Origin of the sequence: Halochromatium glycolicum (genome assembly GCF_016584085.1) — a bacterium.
GTDB lineage: Bacteria > Pseudomonadota > Gammaproteobacteria > Chromatiales > Chromatiaceae > Lamprobacter > Lamprobacter glycolicus.
Genome location: NZ_NRSJ01000061.1, coordinates 1 through 23,184, shown reverse-complemented (window position 1 = coordinate 23,184; position 23,184 = coordinate 1). Strand labels below are relative to the sequence as shown.

At 66.9% G+C, this 23,184-nt stretch carries 26 protein-coding genes; 22 read left to right on the top strand and 4 right to left on the bottom strand.

The window, feature by feature from the left end; translation table 11 throughout:
* The 13 genes from CKO40_RS21685 to cobF form a co-directional block, all read left to right on the top strand.
* The coding region (locus tag CKO40_RS21685) for a c-type cytochrome (protein ID WP_338074242.1) at positions 1 to 657 on the top strand (657 nt) is incomplete at its 5' end.
* 11 nt (positions 658 to 668) lie between these two features.
* Positions 669 to 1,961, top strand: a complete 1,293-nt coding sequence (locus CKO40_RS21680; RefSeq protein ID WP_200348540.1) for an NAD(P)/FAD-dependent oxidoreductase — start codon at positions 669 to 671, stop codon at positions 1,959 to 1,961.
* A 233-nt stretch (positions 1,962 to 2,194) separates the two neighbouring features.
* The gene (locus tag CKO40_RS21675) at positions 2,195 to 3,352 is read left to right on the top strand and encodes an NnrS family protein (RefSeq protein ID WP_200348539.1); all 1,158 of its coding nucleotides are present in this window, start codon (positions 2,195 to 2,197) and stop codon (positions 3,350 to 3,352) included.
* 177 nt (positions 3,353 to 3,529) lie between these two features.
* Positions 3,530 to 3,778, top strand: a complete 249-nt coding sequence (locus tag CKO40_RS21670; RefSeq protein WP_200244583.1) for a DUF433 domain-containing protein — start codon at positions 3,530 to 3,532, stop codon at positions 3,776 to 3,778.
* On the top strand, positions 3,778 to 4,119 hold the full coding sequence (locus CKO40_RS21665) for a DUF5615 family PIN-like protein (RefSeq protein WP_200348538.1): 342 nt from the start codon (positions 3,778 to 3,780) through the stop codon (positions 4,117 to 4,119). Before CKO40_RS21670 ends, CKO40_RS21665 begins: the two co-directional genes overlap by 1 nt.
* Before the next feature lie 220 nt (positions 4,120 to 4,339).
* The gene (locus CKO40_RS21660; protein WP_200348537.1) at positions 4,340 to 4,780 is read left to right on the top strand and encodes an RND family efflux transporter; all 441 of its coding nucleotides are present in this window, start codon (positions 4,340 to 4,342) and stop codon (positions 4,778 to 4,780) included.
* Between the two features lie 134 nt (positions 4,781 to 4,914).
* Positions 4,915 to 5,511 carry an efflux RND transporter periplasmic adaptor subunit gene (locus tag CKO40_RS21655; RefSeq protein ID WP_200348536.1) on the top strand — a complete coding sequence of 199 codons (597 nt, stop codon included), beginning with the start codon at positions 4,915 to 4,917 and terminating at the stop codon, positions 5,509 to 5,511.
* On the top strand, positions 5,508 to 7,073 hold the full coding sequence (locus CKO40_RS21650; RefSeq protein WP_200348535.1) for an efflux RND transporter permease subunit: 1,566 nt from the start codon (positions 5,508 to 5,510) through the stop codon (positions 7,071 to 7,073). Before CKO40_RS21655 ends, CKO40_RS21650 begins: the two co-directional genes overlap by 4 nt.
* On the top strand, positions 6,974 to 8,164 hold the full coding sequence (locus CKO40_RS21645; protein ID WP_200348534.1) for an NnrS family protein: 1,191 nt from the start codon (positions 6,974 to 6,976) through the stop codon (positions 8,162 to 8,164). The genes CKO40_RS21650 and CKO40_RS21645 overlap by 100 nt, the downstream gene beginning before the upstream one ends.
* Positions 8,165 to 8,244: 80 nt before the next feature.
* The gene (locus CKO40_RS21640) at positions 8,245 to 8,562 is read left to right on the top strand and encodes a HigA family addiction module antitoxin (RefSeq protein ID WP_200348533.1); all 318 of its coding nucleotides are present in this window, start codon (positions 8,245 to 8,247) and stop codon (positions 8,560 to 8,562) included.
* Positions 8,563 to 8,579: 17 nt separating this feature from the next.
* Positions 8,580 to 8,849 carry a hypothetical protein gene (locus CKO40_RS21635; RefSeq protein WP_200348532.1) on the top strand — a complete coding sequence of 90 codons (270 nt, stop codon included), beginning with the start codon at positions 8,580 to 8,582 and terminating at the stop codon, positions 8,847 to 8,849.
* Between the two features lie 864 nt (positions 8,850 to 9,713).
* Complete coding sequence (locus CKO40_RS21630; RefSeq protein ID WP_200348531.1) at positions 9,714 to 10,277, top strand: Uma2 family endonuclease; 564 nt, start codon at positions 9,714 to 9,716, stop codon at positions 10,275 to 10,277.
* 295 nt (positions 10,278 to 10,572) lie between these two features.
* Positions 10,573 to 11,337: a precorrin-6A synthase (deacetylating) gene (gene cobF / locus CKO40_RS21625; RefSeq protein ID WP_200348530.1), complete on the top strand. Its 765-nt coding sequence runs from the start codon at positions 10,573 to 10,575 to the stop codon at positions 11,335 to 11,337.
* Positions 11,338 to 11,428: 91 nt separating this feature from the next.
* Here the strand turns inward: cobF and CKO40_RS21620 are convergent, their stop codons facing one another.
* The 4 genes from CKO40_RS21620 to cobM all read right to left on the bottom strand — a co-directional run bounded on the left by CKO40_RS21620 (position 11,429) and on the right by cobM (position 13,394).
* Positions 11,429 to 11,770, bottom strand: coding sequence for a hypothetical protein (locus CKO40_RS21620; protein WP_200348529.1), 342 nt, complete (start codon positions 11,768 to 11,770; stop codon positions 11,429 to 11,431).
* Between the two features lie 26 nt (positions 11,771 to 11,796).
* Entirely contained in the window at positions 11,797 to 12,282 is a 486-nt protein-coding gene (locus CKO40_RS21615; protein ID WP_200348528.1) for a PIN domain-containing protein, read from the bottom strand.
* Entirely contained in the window at positions 12,275 to 12,526 is a 252-nt protein-coding gene (locus CKO40_RS21610; RefSeq protein ID WP_242477246.1) for a UPF0175 family protein, read from the bottom strand. The genes CKO40_RS21615 and CKO40_RS21610 overlap by 8 nt, the downstream gene beginning before the upstream one ends.
* 97 nt (positions 12,527 to 12,623) lie before the next feature.
* Positions 12,624 to 13,394, bottom strand: a complete 771-nt coding sequence (cobM, locus tag CKO40_RS21605; protein WP_200348527.1) for a precorrin-4 C(11)-methyltransferase — start codon at positions 13,392 to 13,394, stop codon at positions 12,624 to 12,626.
* A gap of 116 nt (positions 13,395 to 13,510) precedes the next feature.
* Between cobM and tcuA the strand changes: the two genes are divergently transcribed.
* The 9 genes from tcuA (at position 13,511) to CKO40_RS21560 (ending at position 22,860) form a co-directional block, all read left to right on the top strand.
* Positions 13,511 to 14,950, top strand: coding sequence for an FAD-dependent tricarballylate dehydrogenase TcuA (gene tcuA / locus CKO40_RS21600; RefSeq protein WP_242477245.1), 1,440 nt, complete (start codon positions 13,511 to 13,513; stop codon positions 14,948 to 14,950).
* 241 nt (positions 14,951 to 15,191) lie between these two features.
* The gene (locus CKO40_RS21595) at positions 15,192 to 16,475 is read left to right on the top strand and encodes a signal transduction protein (protein WP_207173791.1); all 1,284 of its coding nucleotides are present in this window, start codon (positions 15,192 to 15,194) and stop codon (positions 16,473 to 16,475) included.
* 60 nt (positions 16,476 to 16,535) lie between these two features.
* A complete protein-coding gene (locus CKO40_RS21590; RefSeq protein WP_200348525.1) occupies positions 16,536 to 17,927 on the top strand; it encodes a hypothetical protein in 1,392 nt (463 codons plus the stop codon).
* A gap of 12 nt (positions 17,928 to 17,939) precedes the next feature.
* On the top strand, positions 17,940 to 18,176 hold the full coding sequence (locus tag CKO40_RS21585; RefSeq protein WP_200348524.1) for a type II toxin-antitoxin system VapB family antitoxin: 237 nt from the start codon (positions 17,940 to 17,942) through the stop codon (positions 18,174 to 18,176).
* Entirely contained in the window at positions 18,173 to 18,373 is a 201-nt protein-coding gene (locus CKO40_RS21580) for a type II toxin-antitoxin system VapC family toxin (RefSeq protein ID WP_200348523.1), read from the top strand. The genes CKO40_RS21585 and CKO40_RS21580 overlap by 4 nt, the downstream gene beginning before the upstream one ends.
* Positions 18,370 to 21,210, top strand: coding sequence for a BPTD_3080 family restriction endonuclease (locus CKO40_RS21575; protein WP_200348522.1), 2,841 nt, complete (start codon positions 18,370 to 18,372; stop codon positions 21,208 to 21,210). The genes CKO40_RS21580 and CKO40_RS21575 overlap by 4 nt, the downstream gene beginning before the upstream one ends.
* Positions 21,200 to 21,979 carry a cobalt-precorrin-6A reductase gene (locus tag CKO40_RS21570; protein ID WP_200348521.1) on the top strand — a complete coding sequence of 260 codons (780 nt, stop codon included), beginning with the start codon at positions 21,200 to 21,202 and terminating at the stop codon, positions 21,977 to 21,979. Before CKO40_RS21575 ends, CKO40_RS21570 begins: the two co-directional genes overlap by 11 nt.
* A gap of 321 nt (positions 21,980 to 22,300) precedes the next feature.
* Complete coding sequence (locus CKO40_RS21565; RefSeq protein ID WP_242477244.1) at positions 22,301 to 22,531, top strand: ribbon-helix-helix domain-containing protein; 231 nt, start codon at positions 22,301 to 22,303, stop codon at positions 22,529 to 22,531.
* Positions 22,528 to 22,860: a type II toxin-antitoxin system RelE/ParE family toxin gene (locus tag CKO40_RS21560; protein WP_200348519.1), complete on the top strand. Its 333-nt coding sequence runs from the start codon at positions 22,528 to 22,530 to the stop codon at positions 22,858 to 22,860. Before CKO40_RS21565 ends, CKO40_RS21560 begins: the two co-directional genes overlap by 4 nt.
* Positions 22,861 to 23,184 lie beyond the last annotated feature (324 nt).

The following is a 23,184-nucleotide window of genomic DNA, read 5'->3' as shown; positions in this document are numbered from 1 at the left end:
CAACACCCACCCCAACAGCTACCCCAGCGAACGGTTCCACTCGGCTCACCAGCGGGCCGGTCGCCGCAAGGTCGGTCCAGCCGTTGGCTCCCGGCGCTGCTGCTCGCCGGCTGCGCCCTCAGTCCCGTCAGCGCGCAGGCCGAAGGCGTGCGCTCCGCGGCCATGCTGTCGCACACCTGCGCCGGCTGCCACGGCACCCTTGGCGCCAGTGCCGGCGAGGTGATGCCGACCATCGCCGGCATGGACAAGGGCTATCTGGTCGAGGTGCTCGAGGACTACAAGGACGATGTGCGCCCGTCGACCATCATGGGCCGCATCATGCGCGGCTACAGCGATCAGGAGATCGCCGCCATCGCCAGCTTCTTTGCCGCCCAGCCCTGGGTCTCGACCGAGCGGCCGATCGACGGTGAGCTCGCCGACCAGGGCGAGCTGATCCACCAGCAGCGCTGCGAGACCTGCCATAGCGAGGGTGGTCGTGGTCAGGACGCGCGTTCACCCCGGCTCGCGGGTCAATGGGGACCGTACATCGAGTATGCCTTGGAGACCTGCCGCGCACGCGGCGCCAGCTGCAAGAAGCGCCAGGGTGCCGAGCGCGTGGAAGCGCTCGACGACGCCGAGATCAAAGCCCTCGCCCATTACTACGAGAGCCAGAAATGAGCGCACCACCGATGAATCTATCCCGTCGACGGTTCCTGGGCGCGGTCGGCCGCACGGCCGCAGGGACTGCAGCAGCCAGCTTACTCGGTGCCCCAGCCTTGCTTCGCGCCGACACCCCTAAGGCCCGCGTGGTCGTGGTCGGCGGTGGCTATGGTGGCGCCATCGCCGCCAAGTATCTGAAGCTCGCCGAGCCAGACCTGCGCGTCACCCTGATCGAGCGCAACCCGGTCTACGTCTCCTGCCCCTTGAGCAACGAGGTCCTGTCCGGCGAGCGCGACATCGACAGCCTGACCTTCGATTATCGGGGCCTAAGCCGTCGCGGCATCGCGGTGATGGGCGACGAGATCGTCGAGATCGACCCCGAGCAGCGCTTCGTGCGCGGCGCGGGCGGCGCCCGCTACAACTACGACAAGCTAATCCTCTCGCCCGGGGTCGCGTTCGACTTCGCCGCCATCGACGGCATGAGCGCGGCGCTGGCCGACTCGACCATCCCGCACGCCTGGAAGGCCGGCCCGCAGACCCTGCTGCTGCGCCGCCAGCTCGAGGCCATGCCCGATGGCGGCGTCTGCGCCATCGTCGCGCCACCCAATCCGTTCCGCTGCCCGCCCGGCCCCTATGAGCGGGCGGCACAGATCGCCCTCTACTTCAGTCATCACAAGCCGAAGTCCAAGGTGATGATCTACGACGCCAAGGACGCCTTCTCCAAACAGGGGCTGTTCCAGGCCGGTTGGAAGGAGCACTACGGCGACATGGTCGAGTGGGTCCCGGCGGCCGGCGGCGGCAGCATCGAGGCGATCGATCCCGATACCATGACCCTGACCGGCCTGGTCGAAGACTTTCGGGCGGATGTGATCAATCTGATCCCGCACCAACGCGCCGCGCAGCTCGCCGTTGACAACGGGCTGACCGATGCCAGCGGCTGGTGTCCGGTCGATCAGCAGACCTTCGCCTCGACGCTGCAGCCGGACATCCATGTGATCGGCGATGCCGCGATCGCCGGCGCGATGCCCAAATCCGGCTATTCGGCCAACTCCCAGGGCAAGGTCTGCGCGATGGCGGTGGCCGCCGCCATCAATGGTGAGTCGCCACCTGCGCCCTCCTATGTCAACACCTGCTATAGCATCCTCGCACCTGGTCATGGGATCTCGGTGGCCGGCGTCTATGAGCTGAAGGATGGCGAGATCGTCTCGGTGCCCGGCGCCGGCGGGCTGTCCTCGCCCGATGCCGATGCGCGCACGCGGGCGGTCGAGGTGCAGTTCGCCCTCGACTGGTATCGCAACATCACAGCGGACATGTTTACCTGATAGGAGATGTCGCGACTGGGAGAGGCACGCTCAGTGAGTCGCCTGATGCGTTCTGCAGCGGCGTCAGCCGCACAGGCGCAGTCGACGGCCGTCGGCCTGCACGCTGGTTGTGGCAGACGCTGTTATCGTCACTCGCCCTGGTTGGCGGACGAGCTGAGCCCATCGGTGCTGACTGTTCCGGCGCTTTCTGTCCGGCGATCAGGCGGAATGGCTATACGGTCTCGCTGACGAACATGCCAAACAGGAACCCGCTGCTGTCGCTGGGCTTCCGTCCCTTCTTTCTCGCCGCCGGCGTCAGCGGTTGCCTCTCGCTGCTCATCTGGCTGGCGATGCTGCAGGGGCTGCTGCCGATCAACCTGCGCTTTGCCGGCAGTGCCTGGCACGCCCACGAGATGCTCTACGGCTACACGCTGGCGGTGATCGCGGGCTTCCTGCTCACCGCGGTACGCAACTGGACCGGACAGCCCACCGCATCCGGCGCCGAGTTGGCGGGGCTGGTGCTGCTGTGGCTGATCGCGCGGGCCTTGCCCTGGCTGGCGCTGCCAGTCTGGGGCGATGCCCTGCTGGCCGCTGCCTTCCCGCTGGCGCTGGCCTGGTCGCTGCGGCGGCCGCTATGGAACGGTCCGAATCCGGTCAATCGCGTCTTTCTGCTGCTACTCGGCGGGATGACGGTTGCTGCGGCTTGGAGCCATCTGAGTGCGGCCGGCGCGGTGCCGGCGGGGCTGTTGGATGCCGACAGCCTGATGCTGGGGCTGGTGCTGATCACACTGCTGATCGTCTCCGGCCGGGTGCTGCCCTTCTTTACCAAAGCGGCGATCAACGACGCCGAGCCCAAGTCCCATCAGTGGCTCGAGGTGACGACCTTCGTCGCGGCTGGTGCCTGGTTGACCGCCGATCTGATCAGCCCCTGGCCGACGCTGAAGGCGATCACCGCCCTCGCCTTCGCATTGAGCCTGATCGCCCGGCTCAGTGGCTGGCATGACCGGCGCGCCTGGCGGATTCCGATCCTCGCCGTGCTCTACGCCGGTGTGCTCTGGCTGATGCTCGGCTTGATCCTAGATGCCGGCGCCGAGCTAGGTCTGATGGCGCCCAATGTCGCCCTGCATGCGCTGACTGCGGGAGCCATCGGCGTCTTCACCCTCGGCATGATGGTGCGCGTGACCTTGGGCCATACCGGTCGGGCGATGGTCTCACCGCCGTCGATGACAGCCGCTTTCGTCGCGATCAACCTCGCGGCGCTGGTCCGAGTCGCGTTTCCGCTGCTCTGGCCGGCGCAGTACAACAGCTGGATGCTGCTCTCGGGCCTGCTCTGGAGCAGCGCCTTCGCCGCCTTCCTGGTCGTCATCGGGCCGATGTTGCTGGCAGCGCGCGTCGATGGTCGGCCGATCTGACGCGACCGACTCCGTCGGCGCAATGTGTTGAAGGCCATGGAATAAAAGGCCCGCTGATCGTTTTCAAATCTCCGCCAGGCGGCGAGCGCATGATCTGCGGCTGATAAACTCGAGGATGATCGGCTGTGCGCCGAAATGCGCCAACACCCTAGGAACTGCACAGGAGTCAACGCTCAGATGGCCAGCGAAACCCTCAGCTACCTCGACGGTCGCATCACTGTCGACCCTGATCTCTGCAACGGTCGGCCAACCATTCGTGGCTTACGGATCACCGTTGAAACCGTGCTGGGTTATCTCGGCGCCGGGGATTCTCGTGAGGAGATCCTCCAGCAATATCCATCGCTAGAGGATGCGGACATCGACGCCTGTGTCCGCTTCGCCGCCGACATGATGGCCCATCGCTACAGTCTTGAACGCGTTGCCTGATGGCGCGCTTCTTGATCGACGCCAACCTGCCCTATCGCTTCTCACTTTGGGCAAACGACGCCTGCATCCACGCCCGAGACCTCGGTGAGGATTGGTCTGATTCCGAGATCTGGGCCTACGCCAGGGCACAGAACTTGATCATTGTGTCCAAGGACGCCGATTTCTCCGATCGCATATTGGTCAGCAAACCGCCGCCAAGGGTCATTCATATCCGTTTTGGAAACATGAAGATGCGTGATTTCCACGGGCTGATTCGCCGTCAATGGCCGCACATCGTTGCACTTGCTCATCAGCACCGGCTGGTCACGGTTTATCGCAATCGCATCGAGGCAATCGATTAAGACGCTTGCGCGGCAGACTGGAAACGCCAAACCGCATAGACCGGTGCGATGTGCGCCGCGCACCGATAACCGGCTGAGCGGCCGGCGCCGCGACCAGACGCCGCTTGACCCCGATCAAGGATCGGACAATCTGCCGCAGGCTCAATGGGTGCTTTGAGGGCACGACGTCGCCCCTGACCTGTCATCGGATCTTCGATGAGCAAGTCCTCAGCGAGCAACCATGAAGCCCATCCTGACCTCGCTCAGCCGTGGCCTGCTGATCCTACTCGGGCTGGGCGGCGGCATCGCCCTGGCCGCGTTCTTGATCAGCCATGCCCGAGCGCCGCAACACGTTGACAGCGCGGCACCGGCGCCGACGCTGACCGTCATCGAGCTGCAACCTGTCGCTTTGCGAATCGAGGCGCGCGGCCTCGGCACCGCGCGCGCGGCCGAGCGCTGGCAAGCGGTGGCCAATGTCGCCGGGCGCGTGGTCGAGCGCCATCCGGATTTGGAGAGCGGCAACCTGCTGCCGGCCGGAACCCTGTTGCTCGCGCTCGATCCGAGCCGCTATCAGTTGGCCATCGCCGAGGCCGAGGCGGAGGCCCAGCGCTTGACCGCCGAGCGCGCCCAGCTCGACGTCGAGGCCGAGAGCACGCGCCGCCTGCTTGCCCTCGAGCAGTAACGCCTGGACCTGACCGAACAGGAGCTCGCGCGTATCGAAGAGCTCGCCAAGAGCGGCTCGGCCTCGCGCTCGCAGCTCGACGAGCAGCGTCGCGCCAGCGCCGCCCAACGCCGCGCGGTGGCGACCTTGAGCGCATGGACTTCAGCGCCGTCGCCGTCGAGGTACGCCTGGTCGGCGACGAACAGGTGTGCTGGCCGGCTGAACTGACCCGGGTCGCCAGCGGCCTGGACCCGGTCACGCGCAGCGCGCGGGTGGTGGTGCGGGTCGCGCATCCCTATCGCGATGCCAGCCCACCCGATCGCCCGCCGTTGCAGCCCGGCATGCTGACGCAGGTCACCCTGTCCGCGGCCAGTCCCAAACCGCGATTGGTGGTGCCGGCGGCGGCTGTGCATCCCGCCACAGAAGACGCCAAGCACGCCGACGGGGATCAGCCGCTGGCAGGCTCAGGCGAAGGTCATCGAACGCGCCTGGTCTACCGCCTCGATGCCGAGGATCGACTCCGGCACACCCCGGTCGAGGTTGCCTTTGAGCAGGGCGGCCTCGCCGTGATCGCCGCTGGCCTCGCGCCTGGCGATCGCGTCATCGTCGATGACCCATTGCCGGCGATCGATGGCATGCAGGTCAACCCTTGCCCTGATCCGGCGCTTGAGGCCCGATTAAAAGATGAGGCCCAAGCTCCCGCTCAGCCCCCGCAACCAGCACAAACGCCCTCGGCTGGAGCCGCCCGATGATCCGCTGGTTCGCGGCCCACCCGACCGCGGCCAACCTGATGCTGCTCCTGCTACTGGCGGCTGGGCTCTTCGCCGCGCCGACCCTGCAGCGCGAGACCTTCCCCGACTACCGCCCGACCGAGGTCGGCATCGAGGTCGAATACCGCGGTGCCAGCGCTGCCGATGTCGAGGAGGCGATCTGCCGGCGCCTGCGCGATGCGCTCAAGGCGGTTGATTATCTCGATGAGCTGATCTGCGTCGCCCAGGACAACCTTGCCAACGCCACCGCGACCATGGAGCCTGGCGGCGACGCGCTGCGCTTTCGCAGCGACATCGACACCGCCGTGCGTGCCATCCGCCATCTGCCGGCGCGCGCCGAGACGCCGATCGTGCGCGCGCTGCATCAGAGCGATCTGGTCACGGCGGTCGCGATCAGCGGCGCATTGCCGCTGGCGCAGCTCGAGGAGGTCGCGCGCCAGCTTGAGGACCGCGTCCTGCGCCTGCCCGGTGTCGCCGAGGTGCAGATCCAAGGCCTGTCGCAACGCCAGTGGCAGGTGGAGGTACCGCGCGATGTGCTCGCCCAGCACGGGCTCTCGGCGCGCGCGCTGGCGCAGCTGATCGCCCGTCAGAACATCGACCTGCCGCTCGGCATCCTGGAGGGGGACGACCGTGAGCTGTTGCTGCGCTTTACCGATCAACGTCGCTCGCTGCGTGCGCTGGCCGATCTGGTGGTGGTGGCGGATGCCGAGGGTGGCGAGCTGACCCTGGGCCAGCTCGCCAAGCTCTCGCAGGTCGGCGAGCGTGCCGAGGAGCAGATCCACTTCAACGGCGAGCGCGCGCTGGTGCTCGAGGTCAGCAAGGGGCTGCGCGACGATGCGCTGCGGGTGTTCGCGGCGCTCGAGGCTCTGGTCGCCGAGGAGCAGGCGCGGTTCGGCACCGGCATGCAGCTGACCCTGACCCAGGACATGACCAGCATCGTGCGTGATCGGCTGCGGATGCTAGTCAGCAACGGGCTGATGGGGCTGCTCCTGGTGGTTTTGGTGATGAGTCTGTTTTTCCGCCCGCGCTTGGCGCTCTGGGCGGTGCTCGGGCTACCGGCGGCCTTCGCCGGGGCCTTTGTGGTGATGGCCTTGACCGGGCTATCGCTGAACATGATCACGCTGGTGGCGCTGCTGATGGCGATCGGCATCGTGATGGATGACGCCATCGTCATTACCGATAACATCGCCGCGCGGGCGAGCGCGCAATTCGGTGCTCAAGCAAGTCACGGCGCTCAAGATGCAGGCAGCCATCCGTCCGATGGCAGGGCTGGTCACGGGACCAGCAACGACAACAAGGACGCGTTCAACAAGGCGGCAAACAGCAGTGCCGCTGCTCAGCCGAGTTCTGCGGCCAACGCTTCTTCAAAGACCTCGGCTGCCATCAGGGTTGCACCCTCCTCGCTCGACACCGCCGTCGCCGGCACCCGCGAAGTCCTGCCCGCGTGCTGTCCTCCTTCCTCACCACGGTCTCGGTCTTCCTGCCACTGTCATTCCTCGCCGGCGAGCTGGGCGCGGTGCTGCAGGTGCTGCCGATCGTGCTGATCGCGACGCTGGCGGCGAGCCTGATCGAGGCCTTCCTGATCCTGCCGCATCATCTCAAGGGCAGTGTCAACAGCCTGCAGGGTGCATCCGGGTCGCGGTTGCGGCGAGGCTTTGAGCGGGGCTTCGCGGCCTTCCGCGAGCGCGTTGGCCGCGTCGCCGATGCGGTCATCCGCGCCCGCTATGCGGTGCTGGGCCTGGTGCTGCTGTGGCTGATCGCGCGGGCCTTGCCCTGGCTGGCGCTGCCGGTCTGGGGCGATGCCCTGCTGGCCGCTGCCTTCCCGCTGGCGCTGGCCTGGTCGCTGCGGCGGCCGCTATGGAACGGTCCGAATCCGGTCAATCGCGTCTTTCTGCTGCTACTCGGCGGGATGACGGTTGCTGCGGCTTGGAGCCATCTGAGTGCGGCCGGCGCGGTGCCGGCGGGGCTGTTGGATGCCGACAGCCTGATGCTGGGGCTGGTGCTGATCACACTGCTGATCGTCTCCGGCCGGGTGCTGCCCTTCTTTACCAAAGCGGCGATCAACGACGCCGAGCCCAAGTCCCATCAGTGGCTCGAGGTGACGACCTTCGTCGCTGCTGGTGCCTGGTTGACCGCCGATCTCATCAGCCCCTGGCCGGCGCTGAAGGCGATCACCGCCCTCGCCTTCGCGCTGAGTCTGGTCGCCCGGCTCAGTGGCTGGCATGATCGGCGCGCCTGGCGGATTCCGATCCTCGCCGTGCTCTACGCCGGTGCGCTCTGGCTGATGCTCGGCTTGATCCTGGATGCCGGCGCCGAGCTGGGTCTGATGGCGCCCAATGTCGCCCTGCATGCGCTGACTGCGGGAGCCATCGGCGTCTTCACCCTCGGCATGATGGTGCGCGTGACCTTGGGCCATACCGGTCGGGCGATGGTCTCGCCGCCGTCGATGACGGCCGCCTTCGTCGCGATCAACCTCGCGGCGTTGGTCCGGGTCGCGTTTCCGCTGCTCTGGCCGGCGCACTACAACAGCTGGATGCTGCTCTCGGGTCTGCTCTGGAGCGGTGCCTTCGCTGCCTTCCTGGTCGTCATCGGGCCGATGTTGCTGGCAGCGCGCGTCGATGGTCGGCCGATCTGAAGGGTGAAAACACCAGCCCAGTCTGGACGACATCCGGGCCCGCTGATGTTGAAATCACCGATGACCACTGAGGTGATAAGATGGTGCGCATGCCGACCAAACGCCAACCCACACATCCCGGTGAAATGCTTCTGGAGGAGTTTCTGACCCCCATGGGCATGACCCAGCGTGAACTGGCAGACGCCATCCAGGTTCCATACCAGCGTGTGAATGAACTGGTCAATCAGCGTCGTGGCGTCACACCCAGCACCGCGCTGCGGTTGGCGCGGTTTTTCAACATGTCAGAGGATTTCTGGCTGAACCTGCAAATCCGCTGGGATCTGTACAAGGCTCAGCAAACAGAGAAAGACGCGCTGAATTCCATCCGCGATTATCACGAGATCCACAACACGGCCTGACAGGTTAAAGGCTCAGCGTGACCATGAAGGTCGCCCGGCGCGCACAGGCCTGGCAAGCGCGCCTGCGACGCGCTACACCCGGCTCGCCAACGCGCCAGGCCTTACAAGCCGAGATCGATGCCATCGACGCGCAACGGCGCGCCCCTCGCCTACGACACAAGACCTTGGACGAGCGCTTTACCGCGATCATCGAGACCCTATCGCATCCGCAGCGGCTGGTCAGCGCACGTGACTGCAACCTCTTTCTGGCCCCCTTGGGCCTGCGCTGTGGTCGATCGCTTCCCTGAGTACCAGCCGCTCTATGCCCGCGTTATCCACCTGTACCAAGCGATTACGCGCCAAGCACTGGTCAACGCACAGCAGCACTGAGGTGTCTACGCCGGCGCGGCTGATCAGAGTTGAGACAGCTCGCGACCGCAACCGGCTGGTCAACGACAGCGGTGAGTGTCCGGTCGATAGCAGACCTCGGCCTCAAGGCCGCGGCACGAGCGCTCGAGATGCAGCTCGCGGTCGTCGGGTATTGCAACATCGAGGCAGATCGGTTGACTGGAGGTGCGAGCCGATGTCGGATCACCGGTGGATGAGTGGCTGCGAATCTTGGCGGTGGTTCGCGGATCACGGCGGGAAACAACAGCTGGCCTTGACCAATGTCAAGCTGGCCTCCAGCGGCGGAGCCGAGTCGACCGGCGGCTGCCATCGATCGCTCGCAGCCAGATAAGCGAGGTCGCGATGGAGGCGTCCCATCAGCGGCCTTGGCGGGCCCCGCGGACCTCGTTATATGGATGAGGCACGGAAGAGCATCCAGTCGCGATCTGTCGGCTCAGTGAATCGATGATCCGGCACTGGCGTAGAGTCCGAGAATCACCATGAAACCGAAACTGGCGCGCATCAGCAGCAGCGAGATGGCCACTACGATGATTGCCGGTCGTCGGTAGTCATTGAACTGCGCGACCAGCAGGATCAGATCGCAATCAGCCCGCCGGACCGCTCTGACGGAGGCTGATGAGCGCGACGCTTGGGAACCTGAAGCCGCTCGACGCAGCGCAGGTGGCGGTGTCGATGGCCGGATGGCGCCGGAAGCCTCAACCAAATTGACGCAGCCTTGACTCCTGCTCAGGATTGGGGCTGACAAACCGTATCGGAGCACTTCCATGCATGCACGCGTGCAGCCTTCACTCTACGACCAATTGGAGGCCCTGCCCGACGGATTGATCGGCGAGATCCTCAACGGCCAGCTCCATACCCAGCCGCGACCAACCGGTCCGCATGCCTACGCCGCCTCGATGCTCGGTGCCGATTTGGCCCAGCCGTTCGACAAGGGACGCGGCGGACCAGGCGGCTGGTGGATCATTGACGAGCCGGAGCTGCATTTCCTAGTGGATGTCGAAGTCGATGTGCCGGACATCGCAGGCTGGCGGCGCGAGCGCATGCCGCAACTGCCCGCGGGACATCGCTTTACGGTGGTGCCGGACTGGGTCTGCGAGGTCCTGTCGGCCTCGACCGAGAGCAAGGACCGAGAGATCAAGATGCCCATCTACGCCCGCTTCGGCGTGGCCCACGCTTGGCTCGTGGACCCACGCAAACTGACGCTCGAGACCTACGACCTGGTCGGCGGCGCTTGGCAGGAAACCGGCCGGTACAGCGGCGCGGACACTGTGCGGGCCGCCCCCTTCGATGCGATCGGTCTCGCCCTCGACGATCTGTGGGCACAGTGATCCTTCATCGCCGCCCCGAATCCTGGCGCAATCCTGGCGCAACCCTGGCGCAACCCTGGCGCGAACCCTGGCGCGAACCCTGGCGCGAACCCTGGCGCGAACCCTGGCGCGAACCCGGAATACGAGGCTCCGTCAGGACTCACCAACCGTTGCGCTGGGCTCGATCCGCCCGCGGCCTGCAGTGGTGCGACGCGCATTCGCGTCTCACAGCGAGCAGACGCAGTCACAGTATGCTTGCCGGTAGAAGCCCCTGCGAGCCGCCACATCCACCGCCTGGCTGTCGGATAATGCCGGCATGAAAAAGACCCTCTACCTGATCGGCATCGGTCCCGGCGGCCCGGAATACCTGACCATGCAGGCCATCGAGGCCCTGCGCACCATCGACTGCTTCTTCATGCTGGAGAAGGACGGCCGCGGCAAGGACGAGCTGATCGCGGCGCGGCAGGCGATCTTGGCGCGCTACCTGCCCGATGCCAACCCGCGCGTCGCCACCCGCGCGAGCCCGCCGCGACGGATGGATGCCGACGGCTACCGCGAAGGGGTGCAGCAGTGGCATGCGCGCAAGCGCGAGCTGATCGCCGAGATGATCGAGCAGGAGCTGGCCGCCGGCGAGCGCGGCGCCTTCCTGATCTGGGGCGACCCCTCGCTCTACGATCAGACCGTGAGCCTGGTCAACGAGCTGGTGGCCGCGTCACCGCAGCGGCTGGAGCTGGTCGTCATCCCCGGCATCACCGCGGTACAGGCGCTCACCGCCGCGCACCGCATCCCGGTCAACCGCATCGGCGAGTCGATCACCATCACCACCGGGCGGGCGATCGCCCAGCAGGACCCGGCCGCGATCCACAACAGCGTCGTGATGCTGGACAACAACGCCGAGTTCCAGCATTTCACCGGGCAGGACCTCGACCTCTACTGGGGCGCCTATCTTGGCTGCGACGACCAGGCCCTCGCCGCCGGCCCGATCGGCGCGGTGTGCGATGAGCTGCTGGAGCGGCGCGCACGGCTGCGCGAGGAGCACGGCTGGATCATGGATACCTATCTTTTGCGCCGGCGGCGCTGATCAAGCACCTCGAAAACGCCGCGGAAATGCGGCGTCGCCGGCCGCAGCTGGAACCCCCTACGGTGTCCTTCGCCCTGTCCCATGCGGTCGACTACGGGATCTCCGAGGCCCGCTGGACGTCGGGACTGAAGGATTGCATCTCCTCGTCGGTGACCAGGTCGTGGCTGCGCATCATCATCAGGCAGCGCACGGCCGAGGATCGCCGCAGGGTATCGAAGATCCAGTCCATCTCCTTGTCGCGCTCACGAACCATGCGCGACAGCTCGGCGTGACGGTCCTGGACGGACAGGGTACCGTCCTGGCGAATGCGGTCGGCCTCCTCGAGGACGCGTTGTGCGTAGCGGTCCTGTGCCCGATCGCGGATGCGTTTGTAGACCTTCCAGTCGGACTCGCTGATGCTCGTTCGATCCCTGACCCCCATAAGCACACCCATTGACACCCAATTCCGGTCAATAGCCTCTACGACTCTTGCGCCATCCGCAAGACCGCTCGGCGTGTCCGGTCGCTGAGCCGAAAGCCGAGACGTTGGAGATCGTCGATCAGCGGGGACACCGCTGGTACCAAGCCGCGGCGCTTGGCGTCCAGCAAGATCCCGAGCGTTCCCGTCAACGAGATCCCGAGAATCTCGGCATGGCGCCTTGCCAAGGCGTCGTCCAGGATCACGACTGGATCGGCGCACTCCAGCGCCAGTAGCAGGACACCGGTTTCGCCAGGACCGAGATCCGCGACCAGGCGGACGACCTGCTCGCTCGATGGAGCGCGCATCTCGGCCCAAGGTAGCTGTTCCGGGATGGGGAGCTCGAGGCCTCGGCGCCGGCCCTCGGCCAGCTCGCCGGCAACGGCGGCCGGTACGATTACCCGCGAGGCCAGTTTCGGCAATGGCTCCAGATGCCGGATCTGATGCAGGTATTGCAGCGGTGAAGTGTTGCAGATGACGTCAGGCAAGCGAGGTTTGACGCTCTAGCTCATCTTCAGTAAGACGAAAGGTGTCGACGCCGTAGTCGGCCAGCTTGCTCAGGAACAGCGGCCTAGGGATACCGGCGAGACGCGCCGCGGCCCCGGACGACAGGCGCCCGAGCTCGTAGAGCTTCACCGAGGCCGCGAGGCGGATCTCCGCCGCGGCGGCGTCATCGGACAACTTGAGCGACAGCAGGGAATCGTCTGGCACATCAAGGATCAATTGGCTCAATTTTTAGGCTCCATCTGCATGAATCATCGTTTTCGCCCACCGGTCGTTTGGAACCGCATCGCCGAGTCCAACACCTGCACCGACCCGACGTCGCTGATCAGCCACCCCGGAAGCGCCGCGGAAAGGCGGCATCATAGAGCTTGGAGGGTGCCAGCTCGGGACGCTGGCGGGCGCCAAGCGCCGGGCTGACCAGGATCATCGCCTGGCGTTCGATGCCGGCGTCGCGGCAACGCTCGGCGATGTCGGCCAGGGTGCCGCGCAGCACCTGCTCCTCGCCGGGCCAGGTCGCCTTGTGCACCACCACCACCGGCGCTGTCGCTGCCCAGCCGGCCTGCTGCAGGATCGCGGCCACCTCGGCGATGCGCTCGATCGACAGGAAGATGCACAGGCTGCAGCCGTGCGCGGCCAAGCCCTGCAGCGACTCACGCTCCGGCATCGGGGTGCGCCCGGCCAGGCGCGTGAAGATCACGGTCTGAGTGACCTCGGGCAGGGTCAGGCATTCGCCGGCGGCGGCCGCCGAGGCGAAGGCCGATGACACGCCGGGGCAGATGCCCACCGGGATCTGCGCCTGATCCAATGGCCGCGCCACCTCCGGGATCACCCCGTAGAGCGACGGATCACCGGTCTGCAGCCGCACCACGGTCGCGTGTCGTTGCACCCGCTCCAGCAGCCAGGCACCGACCTGATCCAGGTCCATGGACTTGGAGTCGGCGATCTCACATCCTGGCTGTGCCCACTGCAGCGCGGTCTCCGCCACCAGCGAGCCGGTGTAGAGGATGGCGCCGGCCTCGGCCAACAGCCGGGTGCCGCGCACCGTGATCAGGTCCGGCGCCCCGGGGCCAGCGCCGACGAACCAGACCTTACCCATGGTGCCACTCCCGATGATGGCGTGGAGACCAGGGCAACCCCTGACGTTGACTGTGCTGCATGACGTGGATACCTGTTACTTGCTCGTCCCGTTTGGATCGAACCGCTGGAAATTCCTTGCTCAAGCCGACAGACTACCAAAGCAGTGCCGGCGAGGTGCTGGTGATCGGCGGTGGCGCCGCGGCCCTGAGCGCCGCCATCGCCGCCCGACGCACCGGCGCCAAGGTGCGGCTGCTGGAGCAAGCCGAGCCCGGATTGCGCGGCGGCAATACCCGCCATTCGCGCAATGCGCGCTTCATGCACGAGGCGCCGAGCCCGCTCGCCGCCGGTCCCTACCCGGCCGCCGAGCTGGCCGCGGATCTGCATCGCGCCACTGCAGCCAGCACCGCCCCGGCGCTGGCCGCCCCGCTGGCCGCCCAGTTGATCCAAGCATCCGAGGCACTGCCGGATTGGCTGCAATCGGTCGGGGTCGCCTTGCAGCCGGCTGGCGACGGGCGCCTGCCCGTCTCACGCAAGACCCTGTTCTTCCTCGGTGGCGGCAAGGCGCTGCTGAACGCCCTCTATCAGTGCGCCGAGGCCGAGGGAGTGCGCATCCAGTATCGCCAGGAGGTGCTCGGTGTGCAGCTCGACGGCACGCGGGTTGGGACCGTCGCGGTGCGCAGCGCCGAAGGTACCACCAGCCTGCGGCCCGGCGCGGTGATCGCCTGCTGCGGCGCGGCCCAGGCCAACCGCCGCTGGCTGCGGGCGCAGCTCGGCGCCGCCGCGGACGGGCTGATCAATCGCGGCACGCCCAATGCCCAGGGGGCAGTCATGCTGTCGCTGCTCGAGCAAGGCACCTTGGCGGTCGGTGATCCGCGCCGGCTCTATCTGGTCGCCGTCGATGCCCGCTCGCCGGCCGATGACGGCGGCATCGTGACCCGCGTGCGCGGGATGCCAGCCGGGATCGTGGTCGATGCCGACGCCCGGCGCGTCCATGACGAGGGCGCCGAGACCGGCTCGACCCGCTACTCGGCCTGGGGCCAGCGGCTGGCCGAACAGCCCGGACAGATCGGCTGGCTGCTCCTCGACGCCGAGGGTGAGCAGATGGCACCCGCCGGGATCTATCCCCCGGTGCGCGCGGCGAGCCCCGAGGCGCTCGCCGCGCAGCTCGGTCTCGACCCGAATCGTCTGGCCGCAACCATCGCTGGATACAACGCCGCGACCCGATCGCCAGCCGCGGGCGGCGAGACGGCGGGCGCCGAGACAGCGGGCTGGCACACCGTCGGCCTATCACCGCCGAAATCGGCGCACGCCCGACCGCTCTGCACGCCGCCCTTCGCGGCCTACCCGATGCGGCCCGGCATCACCTTCAGCCAGTATGGCCTGGCCGTCGATCCGCAGTTGCGGGTGCTGCTGCAGGATCAGCGGCCGATCGAGAATCTCTTCGCGGCAGGCATGATCATGGCCGCGAACCTGATCGGCACCGGCTATCTGTCCGGACTGGCGCTGACCATCGGCCTCGTCTTCGGCCGCCTTGCCGGCGAGCGCGCCGCACAAACCGTCAACAGCGGTGCTTGACCCCATCACTGGTCTCCGGATCAATGATGCCAGCGCGAGCCCTTGCACCGATTCCCAACTCGGCACCCACGCAAGCGTTCAACCCGGAACCCAAGCAGGCGCTCAAATCGATGCCCAAACCAAGAACCAAGCCGGAATCCAGCCCAAGACTCAAATCGATGCCCCAACCAAAACCCAAGCTCGAAACCGAATCGGCGCTCAAACCGGAACCCAAATCAGCGTCCGACTCGAACCTCGAGTAATGACTCAAGCCGAAACGGCCGCGCCCGCTCAGCCCGATCCGCACCCGTCGCCAGACGCCGCGCCCACCGCCGAGGCCCAGCGCGCGCTCGCGATCTGCAACATCTGCGGCTACTGCAACGGTCTCTGCGCCGTCTTCGATGCCGCGCGGCGCCGGCCGGCGCTCACCGGCGCGGACCTGGACCATCTGGCCAACCTCTGCCACGGCTGCCGCAGTTGCCTCTACGACTGCCAGTACGCGCCGCCGCATGCGTTCGCGGTCAACATCCCGCAAGCGCTGGCGCGGGTGCGCTGGCGCAGCTACGCCGCCCATGCCTGGCCGCCTGCGCTCGCGCGGCTGTTCCAACGCAACGGCTGGGCGGCCGCACTGGTGGCGCTGCTGTCGATCCTGGCCGTGGTCGGCGGCGTGCTCGCCGTCACGCCCGCCGAGGTGCTGTTCGCCCGGCACCAAGCGCCGGGCGCCTTCTATCGCATCGTGCCGCATGCGGTCATGGTCGCCGGCGGGGTGCTGTCGCTGGGCTGGTCCGTGCTCGCGATCGCGGTCGCGACATGGCGCTTCGCGCGCCGAACGCGCGGCCCGCGCTCTGCGGATAAGACGGCTGCGGCGGCTCCGATCACGGATCGCCGCTCAGGTCGAGCAGCGTCATCGCGCGCACCGACTGCCAGCAGCCCAGCCGGTCGGCGCACACATCGATCGTCTCCCGAGCACGCTGCGTCGTCGCCATGTCGCCGCATCGATTGGCGAGGGCCCGTCATGGCCGCGCGCGCGCTGATCCGCCTCGACAATCTGCGCGGCGGCGGACCCGGCTGCCATGAGCGCGCCGGTCCACCATCGCACTGGCGCCGCCGCCTGCACCACAGCCTGCTCGCGGGCCTGCTGCTCTGTTTCGCGGCGACCCTGACCGCGCTGGGCTATCATCAGCTGCTCGACCGGGCGGCACCCTACCCGCTGCTGAGCGCGCCGGTGCTGCTCGGCAGCGTCGGCGGCCTGATGATGTTGATCGGCGTCCTCGGCCTGGCGTGGCTGCGCTGGCGCGCCGACCCCGCGCCGCTGGCGGCGGAAACCGCCGGCGCCGATCGGGCTGCATTGGCATTGCTGCTGCTGGTCACCGGCAGCGGCCTGGCGCTGCTGCTGTGGCGCGCGACCCCGGCGATGGGCCTGCTGCTGGCGCTGCATCTGGGCGCGGTATTGGCCTTGTTCCTGCTGCTGCCCTACAGCCGCCTGATCCACGGTGCCTATCGCGGCGTGGCGCTGCTGCACGATGCCCAGGAGCGCGCAAGATAGATGCCCGCGCCCGACTGGTCTGCAACCTCCCGTTGCCCGTCACGCTGGTAGCCTGCTCCCATGTCCGACAGCTTGACCGACCTGATCCTGTCCCTGACCCCCGAAGACGGCGCCTCCATCGGCAATGGCGCGATGATGGCGCTGCTGCGCGAGCAGATGCCGGACCTCACCGATGCCGACTACGTCGCCGCGCGCGATGCGCTGGTCGCTGACGGGCGGCTGGTCCGCGGCCGTGGCCGGGGTGGCTCGATCATGCGCGTGATCGCCGATGCGCAGCACGAGGAAGGCGCCTCGGATCAGGACGGCGACGACGAGGCGAACGGGTTCGCGCTGACCCCGACCGAGGCGCCGGCGCCGCGCCCGCGCGCGGCCGCGGACAGGAAGCCGACCGCCCGCCGGCCGGCCGCGCCTGCGCAGTCGCCCACGCAGGTGCTGAGCTATCGCCACGGCGAGACGCGGGTGAACAATCCCGAGGTCGGGTCCATCGCCGTCCATGCCGAGCAGGAGACGCTCTACGACAAGCCGCGCATCGACAAGACCAAGCGGCGCATCTGCGGACCCTTCTCGGTCGAGGCGGTGCCGGCGCCGACCGTCCTGTCGCTGGACGAGCGCCTGCCGCCGCAGGAAGCGGACGCGAGCGTCGCCCGCTCCGGCGAGACCTCGCGCCAGGCTTTGTGGCGCGACGAGCTGCTCAAGACCGGCGTGCGCGGCAAGGGAGGCGCCTTGCTCCGCTTCGCCGAGTTCGAGACGCTGCCGGGGCTGAAATACATCCACGCCAGCGGCTCGCTGGCCGAGACCGGCGAGCGCGTCGTCGTCAGCTTCGGCCCCGAGCACGCGGCGCTGGAGCAGCGGCAGGTGGAACTGGCGCTGACCGAGGCGGAGACCCTGCGCCCGCGGCCTGCGTTCATCCTGTTCTGCGCCTTCACCTTCGACCCCGAGGCGGCGAAGGACATCGACGCGGTGACCTGGCCCGGCGTCACGCTGCTCAAGGCGCAGATGAACACCGACCTGCTGACCGAGGATCTGAAGAAGAAACGCGCCTCGAACCAGTCGTTCTGGCTGATGGGCCAGCCGGACGTGGAGCTGCGCCAGCGCAAGGACGGGCTGTGGGAGGTCGAGGTCAACGGCTTCGACTATTTCGACCCGAAGGCGGGGGATCTGGTCTCCGGCGGCAAGACGCAGATCGCGATGTGGTCGCTGGACGTGGACTACGACAACCGCTCGCTGATGCCGCACCAGGTGTTCTTCCCGATGGCGGATGCGAAGGGCGGCTGGAACCGGCTGCGCAAGACCGTGCGCGCGGAGCTGGACGAGGATCTGCTGGAGCAGTTCCACGGCACCATTTCGCTGCCCTTCGAGGCGGGCGAGAACCGCCGGATCGCGGTCAAGATCGTGGACGACCGCGGCATCGAGTCGCTCAAGATCCTGCCGCTTGGCGATCCCCCTAGCTGAGAGGAACCCATAATGACCACTGAAATCCCCGTCGAAGACCGCTTGCTGCGCCAGGGGCTGACGCTGACCGGCCTCGAGCAACCTCAGGAAGTGGTGGAGCTGGCCTTGCGCGAACTGGTTGAACGGCGCATGCAGCGACCGGAGCACAGTGGACGGCCACCACGCCGCCCCGGTAGCGCCAAAGGCAAGCTGCGGGTGCTGGAGGAGGATCAGGCGCACCTCGAGGACTTTCGAGGTTACATGCCGTGAGAGTCCTGCTCGACACGCAAGCACTGCTGTGGTTTCTGCTGGACGACCCGCGCCTGACGGCGCCGGCGCGGGCCATCATCAGCAATGCCAGGAACCAGGTGGCAGTAAGCCCCGCGTCCTACTGGGAGATCGCGATCAAGATCAGTCTCGGCAAATATGCACTGGACTGGCAGTCCGTACCCACCGCGCCCCAATGAGTCCACCCAAGTCCCTGATCATCAATTCGCCTTATCGGTGCCCCGCGCAGCATTGGGTCGAGGGCCAGGGCGGCAAGCTGACGCTCAAGCCCGAGCGCCGGCCGGCGAGCTACGAGGTCTTCGATGCGCGCAACAATACGAAGCGCACCGAGGTGCTGGACCTCGTGAACACGATCCGCGGGCGGGTGGATCAGTGGCGCGCGGACGGCTGGCCCGGCGTGACCATCGTCACGCGCAAGCTGCTGGCGCACTGGCACGACCGCGAGGCGCGGCAATATCCGTTCTACTTTTGCCAGCTCGAGGCCATCGAAACACTGATCTGGAGGGTCGAGGGCGCCGCGGCCTACACGCAGGGCATCGCGATCCCCGGCGATGGCGGCGCCTGGGAGCGCCTGTGCAACAAGATGGCCACGGGCGCGGGCAAGACCACGGTGATGGCGATGATCATCACCTGGCAGGTTTTGAACGCCCTGACCTATCCGAAGCGGAACCAGGATTTCAGCCGCGCGGTGTTCACCGTGGCCCCTGGCCTGACGGTGAAGGAGCGGCTGCAGGTGCTGCTGCCCAGCGAGGGCAGCTACTACGACGCGTTCAACCTGTGCCCGTCCGAGGCGCTGCGCCAGAAGCTGAACCAGGCCGAGGTGCTGATCGAGAACTGGCACACCCTGATGCCGCTCAAGGAAGCGGACCGCTCGGTGGTCAGAAAGGGGCGCGAGTCCGACGAGGCGTTCACCCGGCGGGTGCTCGGTAAGCTGGCCGCGCACAAGGACCTCATCGTCATCAACGACGAGGCGCACCACGCCTATCGCAAGCCGCCCGAGCTGAAGATTTCCAAGAAGCTAGCCCAAGAACAGGGCATCGACCTCGATGAGGCCACGCGCTGGATCGAGGGACTCGACCGCATCCACAAGACCCGGCGCATCCAGCGCTGTTTCGACCTCTCGGCCACGCCCTTCGCGCCGACCGGCAAGAAGAGCACCGACACCGCGCTGTTCGACTGGATCATCTCGGACTTCGGCCTGAACGACGCCATCGAGGCCGGGCTGGTGAAGACCCCGCGCGTGGTGGTCCGCGACGATGCCGTGCCGGACGCCAAGACGCTGCGCTCGAAGCTCTACCACCTCTACCGCGACCCATCGGTCTCCGAGGACCTGAACCGGGCGCAGGCCGAGCCGCACGAGGCGCTGCCCAAGCTGGTGCAGGATGCCTACACGCTGCTCGGCGCCGACTGGCGGGACACCCGGGCGCGCTGGCAGCAGGCGGGCCATCCTTCGCCGCCGGTCATGCTCACGGTCTGCAACCGCACGGAGACCGCGGCCCGCATCGAGCACTCTTTCAACACCGGCGACGCGCACTGGCCCGAGCTGCACGCACCGACCCGGACGCTGCGGGTCGACTCCAAGGTGCTGGAGAAGGCGGAGATCGGCGAGGCCGCGTCAGCCGACAAGGACTACGAGGCGCGCCTGCACGCGATCATCGAGGCGGCCGACATTCCGCAAACGCGCCGCCAGCAACTCCTCGCCCTGAAGAAGGAGGAGCTGCTGCGCGCGATCGTGGACAACGTCGGCAAACGGGGCACCGCCGGCCAGGACCTTCAGAACGTCATCTCGGTGGCGATGCTGTCCGAGGGCTGGGACGCCAAGAATGTGACGCACATCATGGGGCTGCGCGCCTTCACGTCGCAACTGCTGTGCGAGCAGGTCGTCGGGCGCGGCTTGCGTCGGGTGTCCTACGACACCGACGAGAACGGCCTCTTCCTGCCCGAATACGTCAACGTCTTTGGGGTGCCGCTCTCGATCTCGGAAACCGGTGAAAGCGGTGAGGCGCCACCGCCACCGAAGCCGACCACGCAGATCGAAGTCGTGCCCGAGCGGGCGCATCTGGAACTTCGCTGGCCGAACGTGGTGCGGGTCGAAACGGTCGTCAAACCGGAACTCACCATCGACTGGAGTAAGGTCGCCCCGCTCGCGCTCGATCCCGCCAGCACACCGATCAACGCCGAGCTGGCGCCGGCGCTCGGCGGCGCCACCGACATGGGCAAGGTCACCGCGATCGATCTCGAGCAGCTACCGGATGGCTTCCGTCTCCAGCGGCTCGTGTTCCAGGCTGCCCGCAAGGCCTTTGCCGAGCTGAATCACGGCTTCACCGGCAGCCATGAGTATCTGGCCGCGCAGTTGGTCAGGATCGTCGAGGCGTTCCTGCGTTCCGACCGTCTCGAGATCCCCTCGCTGTTCCACGCCGACCCGCTCCGGCGACGAATCCTCATCGCGCTCAACATCGACCTGGTGGTCCAGCATCTGCTGAGCAACGTTACCGAGCAGAACCGGGAACGCCTGACGCCGGTGTTCGACGAGGACAACCCGATCGGTGCCACCGGCCAGATGCGCACCTGGTACACCACCAAGCCGTGCTTCCCGACGACCAAGTCGCACCTCAGTCATCTGGTCGGAGACTCGGCTTGGGAGGGCTTTGCAGCCAACGTCTTCGAGCAGCGCGAGGACGTGCTCGCCTACGCCAAGAACGACCACCTCGGCTTCCAGATCGATTACATGTGGGCCGGCTCCCGGCGGCGCTATGTCCCGGACTTCCTGGTGCGCCTTGCCGGCGGCACGCTGCTGGCGCTCGAGATCAAGGGCACGGACAGCCCGCAGAACCAGGCCAAACGGCAGGCGTTGGACGAGTGGGTGCAGGCGATCAACGCGGCAGGCGGTTTCGGGCGCTGGGCCTGGGATGTCGCGTTCAAGCCGGGCGAGGTGCAGGACATCCTCACCCAGCATTGCAGCCGCACGGAGACCGCATTCAACCCAAGCGCAAGACGACCAAGTGATGAGCCCTGATCCGCGCCCGAGCAACCCGCAACCGACGCCCGCGGTCCTGATCCTCGGCGGCACCACAGAGGGCTACGCGCTCGCCGAGGCCCTCGCCGAGCGTGCCGATCTGCGGGTGGTCAGCTCGCTGGCCGGTCGCACCGACCAACCGCGACTGCCACCCGGTGAGCACCGCATCGGCGGCTTCGGCGGCGTGCCGGGGCTGATCGATTATCTGCGCACGCAGCGCCTGGACGCGGTGATCGACGCCACGCACCCGTTCGCGTCCGCGATGGGCTGGAACGCCGCCGCGGCCTGCGAGGCGCTGGGGCTGCCGCTGCTGCGGCTGGAGCGACCCGCCTGGCAACCGCAACCGGGCGATGACTGGTGGCAGGTCGACGACTGGCCGGGCGCGGTCGCAGCGCTGCGGCACAGCGGCGCCCGTCGCGTGCTGCTCGCGGTGGGCCGTCAGGAGCTCGCCCCCTTCGCCGACCTCGATGCCATCCACTTCCTGATCCGCGCGGTCAGCCCACCGCGCCCGCTGCCCGCGTTCCAGGACGCCCGCCTGCTGCTCGCGCGCGGTCCGTTCAGCCTCGGCGACGAGCGCGCACTGCTGCGCGACGAGCGCATCGACACCCTCGTCTGCAAGAACAGCGGCGGCGAGGCGACCGCCGCCAAGCTCGCCGCCGCGCGCGAGCTCGGCGTGCGCGTGATCATGCGCCGCCGGCCGCAACGACCGCCAAGCCCGCGCGCGACCGACGTCTCAGCAGCGCTGGCCTGGCTCGATAACTGTCTTTAAGAGTTGAACCTAGAAACCGCAGGTGACCGCTTCGCAAGACATGCAGCCTTCTGAGGAAAATCCACTTCTGACGCTTTTCGAGGCGCACCCGTGGGTGATGGCCGCTACGACCACCCGTGCACGCGCCGCGCGGCGCCCAGCGTTGTGACAACTCGTTGGAAGAGAATGACTATTCCGCCTCGTCGTGCCTCGCTGGCCAATCTCTGAACAGGCACGCGGGACGCACCCTGGCGGCCCTCCAACTGCGGTTTCTAGGTTGAAAGAAGACCATCGGGACTTGCCAATTTTTGCCATCGGCGCTAATTTCTTGGCATGAGCACAATGAACATCTCCCTCCCGAACTCGTTGAAAGCCTACGTCGACGAGCAGGTCGCTGGTCGAGGCTTCGGTACGAGCAGCGAGTATGTGCGAGACCTGATCCGCCGTGATCAGGACAGGCAGCGTCTACGCGGCCTGCTACTCGACGGTGCCGCTTCTGAACCTGGACCGCCCGCGGATACGGCCTACTTTAGCGCATTGCGAGAGCGCATTCGCAACGGCAAGACCGATTGACGGCGAAGCAAGTCATACCTCGGCGGCTCGCGATTCGGGACGTCGACGAGATAATCGCGTACTACCTGGAGACCAGTACGGAAGCAGTTGCCCTTGGATTCGTGGATGCGCTGGAGTCGGCCTATGATCGGATTGGCTTCGACCCGGCGATTGGGTCGCCACGATACGCTTACGAGCTTGCACTGCCGGGCCTGCGGTCATGGCCGCTCAAACGCTACCCCTACTGGATCTTCTACCTGGAGCGGGACCATCATATCGACGTCTGGCGAGTACTCCATGGCAGTCGGGATCTGCCTCAATGGATGCACGCGCAAGACGAGTCGGAATGATCCGCGCGCGAGCCCAAACAGCTTAGCTCTCGGGCGAAAACCAGAGCAAACGGGCCACCGACACGATATGCGCCAGCGCCTGCAGTTGGCCGATTGTAGACTTCCCAGCCTCACGCAACGCCCAAGGGCCGACCTCACCCAGCAATTCCCGCCGCAAAAATATCTGCTTTAGAAACAATAAGTTGGCTTTGAGCCGAAAAAAATCTTTCGTAAACTTTTGAAGCCGAATCAGTATACTGCCACGACCTTCTCAAGCTGCGAGGCAGGTATTGATGAGTGGTCCGTTCTCACGCCAGCACCTCAGCGTCGCGGGACTGCTGCGCG

What these genes read in the sequence shown, in the direction of transcription:
- CKO40_RS21660 (WP_200348537.1), top strand. Translation starts at nt 4,340, where the DNA reads ATGAAGCCCATCCTGACCTCGCTCAGCCGTGGCCTGCTGATCCTACTC.
- CKO40_RS21655 (WP_200348536.1), top strand. Translation starts at nt 4,915, where the DNA reads ATGGACTTCAGCGCCGTCGCCGTCGAGGTACGCCTGGTCGGCGACGAA.
- CKO40_RS21670 (WP_200244583.1), top strand. Translation starts at nt 3,530, where the DNA reads ATGGCCAGCGAAACCCTCAGCTACCTCGACGGTCGCATCACTGTCGAC.
- CKO40_RS21570 (WP_200348521.1), top strand. Translation starts at nt 21,200, where the DNA reads ATGAGCCCTGATCCGCGCCCGAGCAACCCGCAACCGACGCCCGCGGTC.
- CKO40_RS21630 (WP_200348531.1), top strand. Translation starts at nt 9,714, where the DNA reads ATGCATGCACGCGTGCAGCCTTCACTCTACGACCAATTGGAGGCCCTG.
- CKO40_RS21575 (WP_200348522.1), top strand. Translation starts at nt 18,370, where the DNA reads ATGAGTCCACCCAAGTCCCTGATCATCAATTCGCCTTATCGGTGCCCC.
- cobM (WP_200348527.1), bottom strand. Translation starts at nt 13,394, where the DNA reads ATGGGTAAGGTCTGGTTCGTCGGCGCTGGCCCCGGGGCGCCGGACCTG.
- CKO40_RS21585 (WP_200348524.1), top strand. Translation starts at nt 17,940, where the DNA reads ATGACCACTGAAATCCCCGTCGAAGACCGCTTGCTGCGCCAGGGGCTG.
- cobF (WP_200348530.1), top strand. Translation starts at nt 10,573, where the DNA reads ATGAAAAAGACCCTCTACCTGATCGGCATCGGTCCCGGCGGCCCGGAA.
- CKO40_RS21590 (WP_200348525.1), top strand. Translation starts at nt 16,536, where the DNA reads ATGTCCGACAGCTTGACCGACCTGATCCTGTCCCTGACCCCCGAAGAC.
- CKO40_RS21680 (WP_200348540.1), top strand. Translation starts at nt 669, where the DNA reads ATGAATCTATCCCGTCGACGGTTCCTGGGCGCGGTCGGCCGCACGGCC.
- CKO40_RS21650 (WP_200348535.1), top strand. Translation starts at nt 5,508, where the DNA reads ATGATCCGCTGGTTCGCGGCCCACCCGACCGCGGCCAACCTGATGCTG.
- CKO40_RS21665 (WP_200348538.1), top strand. Translation starts at nt 3,778, where the DNA reads ATGGCGCGCTTCTTGATCGACGCCAACCTGCCCTATCGCTTCTCACTT.
- CKO40_RS21565 (WP_242477244.1), top strand. Translation starts at nt 22,301, where the DNA reads ATGAACATCTCCCTCCCGAACTCGTTGAAAGCCTACGTCGACGAGCAG.
- CKO40_RS21595 (WP_207173791.1), top strand. Translation starts at nt 15,192, where the DNA reads ATGACTCAAGCCGAAACGGCCGCGCCCGCTCAGCCCGATCCGCACCCG.
- CKO40_RS21675 (WP_200348539.1), top strand. Translation starts at nt 2,195, where the DNA reads ATGCCAAACAGGAACCCGCTGCTGTCGCTGGGCTTCCGTCCCTTCTTT.
- CKO40_RS21620 (WP_200348529.1), bottom strand. Translation starts at nt 11,770, where the DNA reads ATGGGTGTGCTTATGGGGGTCAGGGATCGAACGAGCATCAGCGAGTCC.
- CKO40_RS21640 (WP_200348533.1), top strand. Translation starts at nt 8,245, where the DNA reads ATGGTGCGCATGCCGACCAAACGCCAACCCACACATCCCGGTGAAATG.